Source organism: Siminovitchia fordii DSM 16014 = CIP 108821 (assembly GCF_000374565.1).
In the GTDB taxonomy this organism is placed as follows: Bacteria; Bacillota; Bacilli; order Bacillales; family Bacillaceae_C; genus Siminovitchia; species Siminovitchia fordii.
In genome coordinates, this window is the sequence record NZ_KB894685.1 from 105,054 (window position 1) to 120,350 (window position 15,297).

The 15,297-nt window shown below is 41.2% G+C and carries 12 protein-coding genes; 6 read left to right on the top strand and 6 right to left on the bottom strand.

What is annotated here, in order from left to right; genetic code table 11:
- Nucleotides 1–179: 179 nt before the first annotated feature.
- The gene (locus tag C509_RS0100525; protein ID WP_018704934.1) at nucleotides 180–758 is read left to right on the top strand and encodes a LemA family protein; all 579 of its coding nucleotides are present in this window, start codon (nucleotides 180–182) and stop codon (nucleotides 756–758) included.
- Entirely contained in the window at nucleotides 755–1,513 is a 759-nt protein-coding gene (locus tag C509_RS0100530) for a TPM domain-containing protein (RefSeq protein WP_018704935.1), read from the top strand. Before C509_RS0100525 ends, C509_RS0100530 begins: the two co-directional genes overlap by 4 nt.
- 257 nt (nucleotides 1,514–1,770) lie before the next feature.
- Here C509_RS0100530 and C509_RS0100535 read toward each other — a convergent pair whose 3' ends face one another.
- The 3 genes from C509_RS0100535 to C509_RS23130 all read right to left on the bottom strand — a co-directional run bounded on the left by C509_RS0100535 (nucleotide 1,771) and on the right by C509_RS23130 (nucleotide 5,430).
- Nucleotides 1,771–3,687, bottom strand: coding sequence for a vWA domain-containing protein (locus tag C509_RS0100535; protein WP_018704936.1), 1,917 nt, complete (start codon nucleotides 3,685–3,687; stop codon nucleotides 1,771–1,773).
- Between the two features lie 11 nt (nucleotides 3,688–3,698).
- A complete protein-coding gene (locus C509_RS0100540) occupies nucleotides 3,699–4,538 on the bottom strand; it encodes an ATP-binding protein (protein WP_051088652.1) in 840 nt (279 codons plus the stop codon).
- Nucleotides 4,539–4,887: 349 nt separating this feature from the next.
- On the bottom strand, nucleotides 4,888–5,430 hold the full coding sequence (locus tag C509_RS23130; RefSeq protein WP_018704938.1) for a Rok-like winged helix domain-containing protein: 543 nt from the start codon (nucleotides 5,428–5,430) through the stop codon (nucleotides 4,888–4,890).
- A 243-nt stretch (nucleotides 5,431–5,673) separates the two neighbouring features.
- Between C509_RS23130 and C509_RS0100550 the strand changes: the two genes are divergently transcribed.
- The gene (locus C509_RS0100550; protein WP_018704939.1) at nucleotides 5,674–7,158 is read left to right on the top strand and encodes an aldehyde dehydrogenase family protein; all 1,485 of its coding nucleotides are present in this window, start codon (nucleotides 5,674–5,676) and stop codon (nucleotides 7,156–7,158) included.
- A gap of 175 nt (nucleotides 7,159–7,333) precedes the next feature.
- Nucleotides 7,334–7,456 carry a sporulation histidine kinase inhibitor Sda gene (sda, locus tag C509_RS0100555; RefSeq protein ID WP_018704940.1) on the top strand — a complete coding sequence of 41 codons (123 nt, stop codon included), beginning with the start codon at nucleotides 7,334–7,336 and terminating at the stop codon, nucleotides 7,454–7,456.
- A 94-nt stretch (nucleotides 7,457–7,550) separates the two neighbouring features.
- Here sda and C509_RS0100560 read toward each other — a convergent pair whose 3' ends face one another.
- The 3 genes from C509_RS0100560 to sucA all read right to left on the bottom strand — a co-directional run bounded on the left by C509_RS0100560 (nucleotide 7,551) and on the right by sucA (nucleotide 13,052).
- A complete protein-coding gene (locus C509_RS0100560) occupies nucleotides 7,551–8,357 on the bottom strand; it encodes a DUF2935 domain-containing protein (RefSeq protein WP_018704941.1) in 807 nt (268 codons plus the stop codon).
- A 382-nt stretch (nucleotides 8,358–8,739) separates the two neighbouring features.
- Nucleotides 8,740–9,993, bottom strand: a complete 1,254-nt coding sequence (gene odhB / locus C509_RS0100565) for a 2-oxoglutarate dehydrogenase complex dihydrolipoyllysine-residue succinyltransferase (RefSeq protein WP_018704942.1) — start codon at nucleotides 9,991–9,993, stop codon at nucleotides 8,740–8,742.
- Between the two features lie 212 nt (nucleotides 9,994–10,205).
- Nucleotides 10,206–13,052, bottom strand: a complete 2,847-nt coding sequence (gene sucA / locus C509_RS0100570; RefSeq protein ID WP_018704943.1) for a 2-oxoglutarate dehydrogenase E1 component — start codon at nucleotides 13,050–13,052, stop codon at nucleotides 10,206–10,208.
- Between the two features lie 394 nt (nucleotides 13,053–13,446).
- Between sucA and C509_RS0100580 the strand changes: the two genes are divergently transcribed.
- Both C509_RS0100580 and C509_RS0100585 read left to right on the top strand, forming a co-directional pair.
- Nucleotides 13,447–13,917, top strand: a complete 471-nt coding sequence (locus C509_RS0100580; protein ID WP_018704945.1) for a hypothetical protein — start codon at nucleotides 13,447–13,449, stop codon at nucleotides 13,915–13,917.
- A gap of 95 nt (nucleotides 13,918–14,012) precedes the next feature.
- Nucleotides 14,013–15,281, top strand: a complete 1,269-nt coding sequence (locus C509_RS0100585) for an MFS transporter (RefSeq protein ID WP_018704946.1) — start codon at nucleotides 14,013–14,015, stop codon at nucleotides 15,279–15,281.
- Nucleotides 15,282–15,297 lie beyond the last annotated feature (16 nt).

A 15,297-nucleotide genomic window follows, 5' to 3' on the forward strand; every position in this document is an offset into this window, starting at 1 on the left:
AGCTCCAATCCGTTCCTTACGCAACGTTTATACAGATTGTAACACTTTTCCCCTATTCGTTCATGTTTTAAGATAATAAGCATAAAATATTTTTGGTTAATTTGGGTAGATAAAAGAGAGAGAAAGCTGAAACTTTTTTTTAGGAAATTCGTTATACTATTTGAAGAGGAGTGAGGAAAATGAAAAAAGGATTGGGAACCATCATAGGGATATTGGTTGTTTTAGCCCTTGTATTCGTTCCGTTATTTGGGAGTTACAACGGTTTTGTAAATGCCGAGGAAAATGTTGAACAACAGTATTCCCAAATTGAGAACCAATTGCAGCGAAGGGCTGATTTAATACCCAACCTAGTCAATACCGTGAAAGGATACGCAAAACACGAGGAAAATGTACTGGGGGATATCGCTGATGCCCGTTCAAGGTTGATCGGTGCAAAAACGGTCCAAGAACAGGCCGAAGCCGATGCTTCTTTGTCTAACGCCATAAGCAGGCTGCTGGTGATCTCTGAAAATTATCCGGAATTAAAGGCGGACAAGCAATTTACCCAGCTTATGGATGAACTTGCCGGTACTGAAAACCGGATTGCGGTTGCGAGAAAAGACTATAATGACCAGGTAACGATTTATAATAAAAAGGTAAGGCAATTTCCAGGGCGTATTGTGGCATCGGTTTTTGGCTTTGAGAAAAAAGAGTATTTCAAAGCTCAAGCAGGTGCAGAGGAAGCCCCCAACGTTGATTTTGAAGGGAATGGAGAATGATGAGACGGGGGCTGCTCTTCCTTTCCTTCCTCGTCTTTTTTTTCTACTCCTTATCGGCTTACAAAGTTGAAGCGGCCAATGTACCAGACCCCATAGGAGACATTTATGTCCAAGATTTTGCCCAAGTGCTTTCAGACAGTGAAAAAAAAGAATTGATTGAACTTGGAAGATACTTAGATGACCACACAGAGGCACAGATAACTGTACTTACGGTCAATTCACTTGAAAATGAAACGATTGAGGAATACGCCTTGCAAGCCTTCCGTCAGTATGGACTTGGAAGTAATGAAAAGAATAACGGTGTACTGCTTTTATTGGCACCCAAGGATCGTAAAATTAAAATAGAAGTGGGCTACGGTCTGGAGGGCGCTTTGCCGGATGGAAAAGTAGGACGTATTCTTGATGGTTTTGCGCTTCCTTATTTGGAAAATAATGAGGCGAATCTTGCAATTACTAATACTTATAAACAATTATTCAATGAGGTTTCTAAGGAGTATAACCTGGACAGACAGGTGGATGCAGAAGGCATGGAATATAGTGAAACCGAAAGTCTTTCACCCTTTACCATGCTTATATTGATCTTGATTTTTGCAGGTATTATCTTCCTGGACTTCCGTTTTCTTGGAGGAGCGTTTAGCCTGACCATTCTCAGACTGCTAGCTGCTATTTTAAGCAGAGGCGGCCGAGGCGGCGGCGGACCTCGCTCCGGGGGCGGCGGTTCGTCAGGCGGGGGTGGAGCGAGCAGAAGCTGGTGATCAGATTAGTACCTGCAAGCACAAAACGGTTCCCGGGGAGGCAGTTTTTCAGCGGAAATGGCTTGTGACCTAAAGGGGTTAGGCGCTGGAGCTGGACATTCCAGTAAAGCGAAAAATACTGTTTATCGATGTACAGAATGAAGAGAGTTTGACGAGATAAAGGATACTCGGTGCGCTATGGTGAACCAACGTTGACATGTAGGTAGAATATCCACTATTTAAATTGATCAATATTATAGCCTGCCTTTGTAGGCAGGCTATATATTGATCGACTGGCTCAATAATCTCTTCAGCAAAGGAAAAAGTACATCCGGCAGTTCCTCCACATAAGGCGCAATGATGCTACGGTTACCGTATATATTTTCAAATACCTTTCTCTGTTCAAACTCCAAGCCTGTATTGGAAATAAAGATATTAAATACTTCTATCCCTTTTTTGCGGGCTGCCATGACAGCTTCGTGAGTATCCATAATCCCATTATCATAATCGAATGCCGCTGGCTCACCGTCTGAAAAAATGATCAAGAATTTCTGGTTTTCACTTCTTTTAAGAAGTCTTTCAGCTACGATTCTGATAGCATAACCATCCCGGTTGTCTTCCATTGCTTCCAGTTCCATAATTTCTGGTCCTGATTGCTGTTGCAGAGACATGGAAAATGGAATAGTTTGCAAAAAATAATTAGGCTGATCATCCTTCGTCACTTCGTTAGCTTCCTCCCAAAAGCCGATGATTTCATGAGATACGCCGACCGATTTCAACGCTTCATGAAATAAAACGATCCCTCTCTTGGTCTCTTCCATTTTATCAAACATTGAAGCCGAGCAATCAACAAGAAGAATGAATGCGGCGTCAATCTCTTTGCCAGGCTGCGATTTTTTATAGAAAAGTTTCGGATGTTCATCTGTAAAGAAAGGTACAAGATTTTTTCCAAGGCGACCCATTTGCAAATGGCTCCGATGGTCCGTTTCTTTCTTTTTCATTATACGTTCAATGATGTTCTTTAGCTTTTTATGATAAAATTTTACTTCTTTTTCCAACTTCATATACTGGGCAGTCGATTCTTCACCCTGTCTTTGGGCATTCAAGAAAATAGGGCGCGCATTTTTGTTCGCTATGCCATAGCTACTTTTCCCCCCGGAGGCAACAGACTCACCCAGTCTGTTGATATCCATCTTGCTAAATTCATTTTTATCCGTTCGTTTACTCCGCCCCTGCACAATTGCAAGCGCCTGATCTCCATCTTCTCCCTCTCTTTCACTGCCACCGGAAATATCCGTCTTTGTCCCTTGATCCAGTTCGAACTGCATATAGCTTTTACCAGGCCTTTCTGCCTCCCTGTGCCAAGTCCTCATCTTTTCTTCATACACATGTTCATCTCCGCCTGCTTTTTCTTCTGCAAAATCATCGTTTTGCAGAGGATCTTTTCTAACCAAATCCGAAAATGAGATATCGTCCAGTAGATTTTGCTCAAATCCAGGCAGATGAAAATACTCATTGATCATATCTGAATGTAAAACTGAGGCAGCCCTTTCCACTGTATTCAAGCAAATGACGGCAGCATCTCTGGTAGATTTGGCATCATACAAATTTTCAAGATGACTGCGGATATGAGGAATACCCTCGTCAAGTTCCGGATTAAAGGATGGGATTGTCAGAACAGGACTGTCGGAATTCAAAATCAAATAAACCAGGTTGAACAAAGCATCTGCAAAAAGATTTTTTTCTAAATTCACAACTAATTGAGATTCAAAGTATTCCATGTATATGTTGCGCCGAACATTAAATTCACTCCCCATTCCAGGCCTTTCTTTTTTACATATCTCCTCGATTCTTAAATCTTCAGCAAGCATAAGGAGTTGGCCTGCAAAACGGGGAATTGGGGATGCAGCCAGGATATCCCTGAATTCATCTACTGCCTGAAAATCTGTAAAACTTCTGTTCCCGAGCGCACGCAAATATACGTCACTTTTCATGCCCGGTTTTTTTATCCCTTCAGGTCGATGATCCCAGAAATGACTAACAAATACTTTACGGTCTCTTTTGCTTAAATAAGAATGCACTCGGATTTCTGCTTCATATAACTCAGAGTTTGTAAGGGTTTTAGTCAGATCCGAAAGCTCCAGCATAAGCAGTGTATCAGTTTTTTCGTCATTAAAATCAATGAAACGATGCACACCCAACACCTCTATCCAAATAGCGTCGAGGCAATATTCAATACGGCTGCCTTTTCCCGCTCTTCCTCCAATTTGTCAGAAATTCCCCTGCGGACGGCCCTTAATGGATCCATATAAACGGCAAGATCACAAGTATCGATCAACGCCCTGATTGATGCAGCTTCCTCAGGAATAATTCCACTCTTAACCTGGATAAGTAGATCTGACGATAACCGAACAAATTGTTCGATCATTTTCTCATTATTCAATTTGCTCTCCTGTTTGATGACATCCTTTAAGATTCCTCCCTGCACATATGGTATATCAATGACAACAAACCTGTTTTTCAACGCTTCATTCAATGGAACTGTCCCGATATAACCTTCATTGATCGCCGCAATGACCCCGAAAGTTTCTTTTGCGCGTGTAACTTCGGCTGTCAAAGGATTCGTCAGCATTCTTCTATAATCCAGTATGCTGTTTAAAATAGGCAACGTTTCAGGCTTCGCCATATTAATTTCATCTATATAAAGTAAGTGTCCTTTCTCCATGGCTTTTATGACAGGTCCCGGAATAAATTCAATCCTGTTTGCACCTTCGTTTTGTGTAATTGTTTTGAAGCCGAGAAGCGCTTCAGTATCTGTATCTACCGAACAATTGACGCTATGCATCGGCTGACTGAATAGATTTGACAGCGACTCCGCGAGCCTTGTTTTACCAGAACCAGTAGGACCTTTTAATAAAATATTTTTTCCGAGAGACAATGCTATGGCTGCATCCAGAAAAATCGTCTCATCCTCTGCCAAAAATCCGTGTTCGCCAATCATTTCCTCATGGTAATAAGAGAATGCCCGCTTTCTCTTTTCAATCATGCTTTTAATATCACCGGGCAGCTCTGCTATATTCAACGTGAACAATCCTTTCTTCTTTAGCAATTAATCGACACTATCATTATTATTTTATCAAATCAACAGCAAAGAAAAAAAGCACGAGGACCTGTTCAGACGCTCAGACTGGAGAGACTCCGATAAAATTCAGAAAATACGGCAATGGATGCAGCTTGATGTGTTAATTGAACCAATATACTCAGGACATTTCAAAACGCAGCATTTATAGCATAGGCAGGACCGTCACCCGAACGTTGAAGCCGGAAGAAAATGAATACAAACCCAGAGTTTTAACATTGGCTTGACACAAAAAAGCGTGCTGTTTTCAGCATGCTTATTGTTCGTTGCCGATAGTACTATTCATTTCATCCGTACCCAAGAAAATTGTTTCCGAGTTTCTGGACTCCTGATCATACGTATATAAACCTCGTCCGATTTTTATGATATTTGGGTCCGCTTTTGTAATTGTATTCATAAAGGTTGTCATGTTGGCGATTTGAAATCCTGTCCGTTCTTCGATGATCCGCTTTAAATCAATGCCTCTGATGGGGGCTGCTTGTTCTTTTAAAATACTGATAGCCGTGTCGCGCATCTTGGTCGTTTTACTTCTTCTGGATGGTCTTGCCCTTCTTGACTTAGAGTTCTCCGTGCTGTTCTGTTCATGGTTTTCTTCTGGTGCTTCCAAATAAGTATTGGCAGACCCCAGAAAATGAAGCTCATCGTCCGATATGTTTGCATTTGACCCTTCCTCTTTGTCCAGTTCACGCAACCGATTGAAAATAAACGCCCTTTCTTTTTGAAGTTCCCTGACCAGCCTCTCTTCCGCATCCTGCATTTGCTCCAACCTCAATTTTAAAGCAGATCTTTCATCAAACATAAAACCCCTCCTTCGGCTTTTTTCTACTATGTTCATTATAGATTGTCTAAAAGAAAATAGTAAGAAAAAAATGATAATTCACATATAGTATTTTATTTCTTTCGAAACTTGTCAATTTATGCAGACAAGTTTTCTATCCATTTTATTTGTAAATTTAATATATTCATAGTAGACTAATAGTTGGAAGCGGTTACCTATCTTCTTCTACTTGTTTCCTTGGAAAATATTTTAAGGAGGAGTTCAATGAGCCAAGTAACAATGGACGTAAAAGAGAAAGTGGAAAAGTTTTTACAGGGGACTAAAAATCTTTATATCAATGGGGAGTTTGTTGAAAGTGCCGAAGGCAAAACTTTTGACACACCCAACCCTGCTACAGGAGAAACTCTCGCCACTATATATGAAGCGGGCGCGGAAGATATAGATCGCGCAGTAAAAGCTGCACGTAAAGCATTCGATGAGGGTAAATGGTCCAAGATGAGCGCCGCTGCAAGAGGCAGGCTTATATACAAGCTTGCTGACTTGATAGAAGAGAACAAAGAAGAGCTTGCGCAGCTTGAGACTCTTGACAATGGAAAACCGATCCGTGAAACATTGAATGCAGATCTTCCACTTTCCATTGAACATATGCGCTACTATGCTGGGTGGACTACAAAAATAACAGGACAAACGATTCCTGTTTCCGGACCATTCTTTAACTACACTCGTCATGAAGCTGTAGGCGTAGTCGGTCAAATCATTCCATGGAACTTCCCTTTATTGATGGCTATGTGGAAACTTGGGGCAGCTCTTGCTACAGGATGTACTGTTGTATTGAAACCTGCGGAACAAACACCGCTTTCTGCATTATACTTAGCTGAACTCATTGAAGAAGCAGGATTCCCGCCAGGGGTCGTAAATATTGTACCAGGCTTTGGTGAGCCTGCAGGATCTGCACTTGTGAACCATCCGGATGTGAACAAAATCGCATTCACTGGCTCGACAGAAGTTGGAAAGAAAATCATGGAACAATGTGCAAAGACAGTTAAGCGCGTTACTTTGGAGCTCGGAGGAAAATCTCCAAATATAATCCTTCCCGACGCTGACTTGACCAAAGCAATTCCAGGAGCATTGAACGGCGTCATGTTCAACCAAGGACAAGTATGCTCCGCGGGATCACGTGTGTTCATCCAAAAGAAAAACTTTGACAATGTGGTAGCAGATATGGCATCCCATGCGAAAAACATTAAACAAGGAGCCGGGCTGAACCAAGACACCGAAATGGGTCCACTCGTTTCGGCTGAACAGCAAAACCGGGTATTGAACTATATCGAAAAGGGGCTCAGTGAAGGGGCGGAATTGCTGGCAGGCGGACAGAAGCCGCATGACCAAGGTTACTTTGTAGAGCCAACTATCTTCGCTGATGTCAATGATGACATGACGATCGCCAAGGAAGAAATTTTCGGTCCAGTCATTTCCGCAATGCCGTTCGAGGATCTCGATGAGTTGATTGAACGAGCAAACAACACCGAATATGGATTGGCAGCCGGACTGTGGACGCGTGATGTGGCAAATGCGCATTATGTGGCAAACCGCCTTCGCGCTGGAACGGTTTGGGTCAACTGCTATAATGCGTTTGACGCTGCTTCCCCGTTTGGCGGATTTAAGCAGTCAGGTCTTGGCAGGGAAATGGGTTCATATGCCTTGAATAACTATACTGAAGTCAAAAGTGTATGGATTTCGATGAAATAATACTATATACGGGTTCCCTTTCAGGGAACTCCGTTTTTTGTGTTAAATAATACGCGAAAATTGTCACTTTTTAATAGATTAAATTCAATTAAACGCTTTCAAAATCAACTGAAAACAGGTACAATAATATTGAAAATCAAGAATGCTTCAATTTCACGAGGAGGTTATTGCAAATATGAAGATCATGACCAATGAACAGTTAGTTGCAGCCTACCGAGACGCGAAAAAGAACAATCATGGTGCCGATTGGATACGTTTATTGAAAATGGAAATCAGAAAAAGGGGTCTGAATCCGTAAAGTTAAAAATCTATTACTTTATATAAATATGCGTGCCACAATGGCACGCTTTTTTAAATAAAACTGAAAAGATCCATCTGTACATCAATGATGATTATTTTTCAATGCGCGGTTTGGCCGGATTACAAGGAGGTGAACTATCCTGTGTAGATTCAGCAAGTTTATATAAGTAATAACATTCCTCCCTGTACATATGATCTGCCATTAAGGCAGGAAAGGTCCCCAGCGCTTTGGCTGATAGATCAAGTTCAAGTAATTCGTTTAAAAACATTTGAAACGCTTCGATTTCAAGTTTTGCATCGCTGTTCAATCGCGCCAACGCAGGAAATTCATACATCTTTGTCCGAAGAAACCCTGCAAACTCAACAGCTTTTAAATAAAATGCCTCAAAATGCTTCGTAAATAAAGAACTTCTTTCTTTCAGCCTCTTTTCAACAGCATCCATATTGTCATTAATGGCTCCTGCATGTCCATAAGCATCCTGCAGCCAAAGTAAATGGTGATGGATTTCGTGTACAATTGGAGGTGACTCCTCTTTTTTCAAGTAACTGATAATTCTTTCGTACTCCTCTAATTCATTGATCATGTGGTTGATAAACGTTGGAGATAAATGAATCTTTACCTGTTTTACCAAACTCCTTTCCAATAAGGATAGTTTAAATTTTTTCAATTGAATAACATGTCCTTCCGCTCTTTCAGTCAAAATTACCATAGTTTTTATATCGTTGAGTCTTCTAGCCTCATGAAGAAGTTCATCGAATACCTTCTTAAACTCTTTTGACTGATCAATGTCCTTTTTTTCAACGGAGCTTAAGGACTCCAAAATAAATCTTGAATGATCCCCAAGAACCTGAAGCCAAAATTCATGCTCAAATTTAAACTCCTGCACTGACAAGGTCAAGATCTAACACCCCTTTTCACTTCATCCCTATAAGAGTATTCATCTTTAAGTTATGATATTTATCCATTTGAATAGATCAATGAATGGGGCACTCATAGTTTGGAGTTCACATTAAGGTACAAAATTTGAATACGTTTGAGCTTGAATTAAAGAAATCACTGCCAGAATTGTTTTATCAGGTTATTGTAAAATAATAATCTAATCAATCACTGCTTGCTGCAGCTCCTTAAATGAGCGATAAACCTTACCATAATAAGCATCAACAATTTTTTGCTAGAATCATTTATCATATTTGACAATAAAAACACCCCAAAAGTTAGAATTGGTTGGTCTAACTTTTGGGGCATACTTCAAAGTGAAGCGGTCTTTTTATTATGGATTATCATCCTTCAAGGAGAAGATCTTCCGGATTTTCAAGAAGCTTTTTAACTGTAACAAGGAATCCAACTGCTTCTTTTCCATCAATTACACGGTGGTCATATGAAAGTGCCACATACATCATTGGTCGGTTTTCCATTCTCTCCGCGTCTATGGCCACAGGTCGCGTCTGAATTGTATGCATACCTAAAATACCGACTTGATTTCCATTCAATATTGGCGTGGATAACAGAGAACCAAACACACCGCCGTTTGTTATCGTAAATGTTCCACCTTGCAAATCGCTAAGTGCCAATTTATTGTCACGTGCTTTTTTCGCTACTTTTAGGATATCGTCCTCAATTTCAGCGAAGTTTTTGCGGTCACAGTCGCGAATAACTGGTACAACAAGCCCTTCTTCTGTCGAAACAGCTACTCCGATATCATAATATTTCTTATAGACAAGCTCGTCATCCTGCAACTCCGCATTAACTGCAGGATACTTTTTCAATGCTGCTACAACGGCTTTTGTGAAAAATGACATGAAGCCAAGCTTTACATCGTGCTCTTCATAGAACTTATCTTTCTTGCGTTTACGCAATTCCATGATAGCTGTCATATCAATTTCATTGAATGTAGTCAACATGGCTGCCGTTTGTTGGACTTCAACAAGCCTCTTTGCAATGGTTTGGCGTCGGCGTGAGAGCCTTACACGCTCAACCGGTTTTCCTGGCTGATCTTGGACAGTTGCAGCAGGTTTTCCTTGAGAAGTTGGTGCTGATACAGGCTGTTTTGGTTGATTAGAATAGACCTCTACGTCTTGTTTACGTACCCTTCCAAGCGGATCAACAGTTGGGACTTCTGTTAAATCGATTCCTTTTTCTCGAGCTAATTTGCGTGCAGCCGGGGAAGCGATCGGGCGCTCCTTCGACTCTGCCTCGTGCTTTTCTTCTTGTTGTGTAGCTGGCTGTACAGCATCAGCGTTCTCGGCTTTTGGCTGTTCTTGTTTAGGAGTTGCTTCCGGCGCAGCATCATCAGCCGAAGCATTTTCATCAACAATTGCTATCACATCGCCGACGTTGACCGTTTCTCCTTCTTCAGCTTTTAACTCTTTAAGAACTCCAGCTTCTTCCGAAATGATTTCCACGTTAACCTTATCGGTTTCAAGCTCGACAATATATTCTCCTTTTTCAACGCTGTCGCCCGGTTTTTTTAACCATTGTGCGATAGTCCCTTCCATGATTGATTCTGCAAGTTCAGGTACTTTGATTTCGGCCACTTTAATTATCCTCCTCTAATGTTTGCGGATGTATTTATAAAAGCGCAAGCGCCTTGCTCGGCCCCAACAAGGACAAGCCGTTTCCCCAAGAGGTAGACCTTCATCCTCCCACGGAAGTTTGTGACATGAGGGGCTAGACGCTGGTGCTAGACAAAGCAGGTATTTTTTACATTCAAGAGATTTAATGCTTTCATAACTTCTCTTATATTTATTTATTTTGTTTTTGTAAACACCGATTGTACGATACGGCTTTGAGATTTTCTGTGTGCAGTTGGGTCACCTTCCGATGGACTTGAACGTCTCCGGCGTCCTTCATATCTTATATCGACGCCTTCAGGTCTTAATTCTCTTATATAAGAAATTACATGGAGCCAGCCTCCCATATTTTTCGGCTCCTCCTGCACCCAGACAATTTCTTTCAGATTCGGGTATCTCGATAAAATATCTGCAATTTCATTTTTCGGGAATGGGTAAAGTTCCTCGACCCTTAAAATATGCAGCCAATCAACATCCTTTTCATCTTTCAGATGTTCTTCCAAATCAATGGCTATTTTACCACTGCACAGCGCAATCCGCTCGACCGCTTCATGGTTATGCCCCAAGCCGGATTGCTCTATGACCGATTTGAACGATCCTTCCGTTAATTCCTCGACTTCCACAGAAGCCAGCGGGTGACGGAGCAAGCTCTTAGGGGTCATAATGATAAGAGGTTTAACTTCTTCTTTATTCAATATGGCTGCTTGCCTTCTTAAGATATGAAAATATTGAGCCGCATTTGACAAGTTGGCAACAATCCAGTTATTCTCTGCGGCACTTTGCAGAAATCTTTCCACACGTCCGCTTGAATGCTCCGGCCCCTGTCCTTCATAACCATGCGGCAATAGCATGACCAATCCTGATTTTTGCCCCCACTTTGCCCTGCCTGAAGAAATGAATTGGTCAAAATATACTTGAGCCATGTTGGCAAAGTCACCAAATTGTGCCTCCCAAATCACCAGAGTTTCCGGAGCAAAGACATTATAGCCGTATTCAAATCCCACTACACCTGCTTCAGTCAGCGGGCTGTTATATAGGGAGAATGAGGAATTGACTCCGGATAAATGGTGCATCGGAATGTACTCTTCTCCTGTATTTACGTCATGGAGTACTAGGTTCCTTTGGGCAAAGGTACCGCGCTGTGAATCTTGCCCTGACATTCTTAACGGAGTGCCGTCTTTCAGTATTGATCCAAATGCAAGAGCTTCAGCATGTGCCCAATCTATTTTCCCTTTTTCTTTAATTACATTCGCTCTTCTTTGTAAAATTCGTTCAAGCCTTGGGAAAACCTTGAAATCTTCCGGCCATGTTATCAATTCCCTGTTGATAGTCTCCAAATCATCAATATTAACCGATGTATCGATTTTTGGAAGCTTTTTAACCACATTTTCAGGAGGGTTCATGACAATGTCTGGGTTCCCGTCAACCTTTGGAAGATTGTCATATGCCTTCTGCAAGTTTGATTGGATCTCTTTATCAACGTTTTCAACTTCTTCTTTTGTCAACAGTCCCTCTTGGACTAATTTATCTGCATAAATTTCCTTGGAAGTTGAATGTTTCTTAATGGTGTTATACATAAGCGGATTCGTCACCATCGGCTCATCCATCTCGTTATGTCCGAAACGGCGGTATCCGACCAGGTCGATAATGAAATCCTTGTGGAAAGCCTGCCTGTATTCGTGCGCCATAACTGCTGCAGCCAGGACTGCTTCCGGATCATCCGCGTTAACATGGACTATCGGTATTTCAAAGCCTTTTGCGACGTCAGAAGCATACAAGGTTGAACGGGAGTCACTACTTTCGGTTGTAAATCCAATCATGTTGTTCGCAATGATATGTATGGATCCGCCTGTATTGTATCCCTTCAAGCGCCCCATATTCAACGTTTCCTGTACAATCCCCTCTCCAGGAAAAGCAGCATCACCATGAACAACGATTGCAAGGCAGTTATCCATGTCTTGCTTTGGATAGCCTTGTACATTGCGGTCTTCCTGAGCAGCTCTGGTAAAACCGTCCACGATCGGATTGATGACTTCAAGATGGCTCGGGTTATTAGCAAGCGTAATTCTTGTTGTTGCAGTCGTCCCGCGCTTCAATTTCCTGTCTGCGCCTAGATGGTACTTCACATCACCGGTCCAGCCGTATGTGATGCCAATAGAACCTTCAGAAGGAATGAGTTCTTTATTGGGCGCTTGTTGAAATTCGGAGAAAATCAATTTATACGGTTTCTGAAGTACATGGGCCAAAACATTTAAACGACCGCGGTGCGCCATACCTATATTGACGGTCCTGGTACCGGTTTCCACAGCAAGACTGATGACTTCATCCATCAAAGGAATGAGCGTCTCAAGTCCTTCCACCGAAAAACGCTTCTGCCCGACGAATGTGCGGTGAATGAATTTTTCAAATCCCTCCACCTCAGCCAGACGCGTCAATAAGTTGATTTTTCTATCTTTATTTAGATCTACATAATAGCCGCCTTCTTCAATTTTTTGCTGCAGCCAGTTCCTTTCGTCCAATTCATGGACATGATTATATTCAAACGCAAGTTTTTTTGTATACACTTCCTTTAGATGATTGATCGCATCAAGCCCGTCTTTCAAATTAGATGGAGCATTAGGAGAAATAAATGAAGCCGGAATCTGTTTTAAATCTTCTTCGGTCAAATTATATTCAGAAAGCTCAAGCCTTCGTGTATTCTTATCTTTGCGGCGAATCGGATTGATATCCGCTATCAAGTGGCCATATGTACGAATATTATCCGCGTATTTGACAGCGGCAACAAGCTTGCTCAGCCGGTTGTGCGTCGCAGGCATTTGGAAGGAGACGTCCGCCTGCCCTTCAGTCGTTTCAACTTGCTTGGCCGTAGCCGGCGCACCCCATTGATCAAATGCCTCTTTCATTTCTGGGTCGACACTGTCAGGATCTTTGAGGTATTGTTCATACAACTCCATTACATAGCCAAGATTCGGCCCTGAAAATTGTGCCCAAGGCGATCCTTGATAAGACGCTTGTCTGCTCATTTGTTAAAAACCTCCATCATGAAGCTCTTGATTTATTTTTACCGGTTATGATTTCTTTATAAAACCGGTCAAAAAAACACGGGTCAATCTAATCAAACCTCAAGTGCAATTCCATTTTATCACTGCGGCTTATTTAGTAAAAGGTAAATGTCATTTTTTAGACAAATTCAATCAAATGATGCATAAAATCGGTTCAAAACCAGATATCGACTTATAAAAATCACTATCCTGTTACATATTTGTGTCAAATTTTCCATATACAATCTTACTACTCTTCAAGAAAAATTCAAACATAATTGCTTTTACCTTTTTCTTTTTCCGGTCAACCTTGGCTGTTACGCGTTTTCCACGTTTCGCATATACTATCATGATTTATTTCAAGGGGGGTGGTTGAGTGTTTCCTTGGGGGAAATTTCCCTTTAATGAAGATCTTAAAAAAATGACTGATCAGATGAACCCGGCAGATATCCAATCATATGTAAATGATATGATTAAAAAATACATCCCCTCTCAATGGGAGAACTCGGGTGATACTAAAACAGAAAACCCCTTCAATGCCTCAGCCACTGGTAACACCCAGGAAAAAAAGCCGGATGCGGCTGTTTTTGAAACTTTTGATTATGTATTCATACGCATACAGCTTCAAAACGAAGAACAACAAAAACAAATCAAATTTTTCCATACATCCAATCAGGCAATCATTGAAAATTTTTTTGAAATAGGAGATAGACATATAATTACTCTACCCTGCCTCGTAAAAAGAAAAGGGGCAACCGCTTTGGTGAAAGACCTTATTCTTGAAGTTCAAATCCCCAAAAACATCGACATGCAATATACCGAAGTGGACATTTCGGAAAAATTTTGATGAGGAAACCCAGTATTTTATATGAAAACTGATGTAATAAAAATTAACAAATCAACACATATTAATTCTGATACCACACATTGAAAGGAAAAGGCATGACAACATTCGACAAGTTGGATTTTGGCCGTTCAGATAATGAATTGTCAGAAAAGAAGTGGTCCATCGTATCGGTTGCATCGATTCCGCTTATCATGACTCTTGGCAACTCCATGCTCATTCCGGTATTGCCCTTAATGGAACAAAAGCTTGATATCACAAAACTGCAATCCAGTCTTATCATAACTGTTTATTCCATTGTAGCTATTTTCCTGATTCCAGTAGCCGGCTTTTTATCTGATAAATACGGTAGAAAAATTGTTATTATCCCATCTTTAATCATTGCAGGGATTGGGGGGCTTATTTCCGGATGGGCAGCATGGAAATTGGATTCTCCATATATTACTATCCTTATCGGAAGAATCTTTCAAGGGATCGGTGCCGCAGGAGCATTCCCTATAGTCCTTCCGCTGATAGGAGATATGTTTAAAAGAGACAAGGATGTTAGTGTCACACTTGGGGTGGTGGAAACTTCCAACACTTTTGGCAAAGTTTTAAGTCCCATCATGGGTTCTTTCCTTGCGGGGTTCCTTTGGTTTCTCCCTTTTTTGTCCATACCTGTATTTTCACTTATATCCGTTCTGTTAATCGTGTTCCTGGTAAAGAAGCCTAAAAATGATCAACACGAGCTTTCATTTGGAAGATTTATTAAAAGTATAAAGAAAATATTTTCCGAACATTGGCAATGGCTTACAGCCGTATTCGTCATTGGAGCCAGCCTTATGTTTGTGCTTTTTGGCATGCTTTTTTACCTATCATCCGTTTTGGAAGATGATTACGGATTTGATGGTGTCAAAAAAGGACTATTGCTTGCCATCCCCCTGGCTTCGCTTTGTGTAGCATCTTTTACTTCTGGAAAATGGATTAAAGACAACCTGCAAAAAATGAAATGGATATCTTTTTTTGGAATTGTTTTAATGGGAGTAATGGTTATGTGTGCTTTATTATCGACGGGGTTCATTTTTTTAATTACCATTTTTTCTATATGCGGAGTCGGAATCGGGGCTGCACTTCCCAGTCTTGACGCCATTTTGACTCAAAGTATCGAAAAAGAGATGCGCGGGACGATTACTTCGATTTTCAGTTCCATGAGATTTGCAGGTGTAGCTGCCGGACCTCCGGTCATTGCTGTTATGATGGATCAAGGAATCAAAGGGATGATTTTTCTCTTGACGGGTTTAAGTGCCGTTTCAGCAATTCTGGCATTTAAGGCTATCAGACCTGAAAAAGAAAAAAAAGCACCTGGAACTAATCCGGCACTTGAATAATACGCTGCAGAAGCAG

Bases quoted from the DNA above. Each gene is read 5' to 3' on its own strand.
- C509_RS0100525 (WP_018704934.1), top strand. From the start codon at position 180: ATGAAAAAAGGATTGGGAACCATCATAGGGATATTGGTTGTTTTAGCC.
- C509_RS0100530 (WP_018704935.1), top strand. From the start codon at position 755: ATGATGAGACGGGGGCTGCTCTTCCTTTCCTTCCTCGTCTTTTTTTTC.
- C509_RS0100540 (WP_051088652.1), bottom strand. From the start codon at position 4,538: ATGATTGAAAAGAGAAAGCGGGCATTCTCTTATTACCATGAGGAAATG.
- C509_RS23130 (WP_018704938.1), bottom strand. From the start codon at position 5,430: ATGTTTGATGAAAGATCTGCTTTAAAATTGAGGTTGGAGCAAATGCAG.
- C509_RS0100550 (WP_018704939.1), top strand. From the start codon at position 5,674: ATGAGCCAAGTAACAATGGACGTAAAAGAGAAAGTGGAAAAGTTTTTA.
- sda (WP_018704940.1), top strand. From the start codon at position 7,334: ATGAAGATCATGACCAATGAACAGTTAGTTGCAGCCTACCGAGACGCG.
- sucA (WP_018704943.1), bottom strand. From the start codon at position 13,052: ATGAGCAGACAAGCGTCTTATCAAGGATCGCCTTGGGCACAATTTTCA.
- C509_RS0100585 (WP_018704946.1), top strand. From the start codon at position 14,013: ATGACAACATTCGACAAGTTGGATTTTGGCCGTTCAGATAATGAATTG.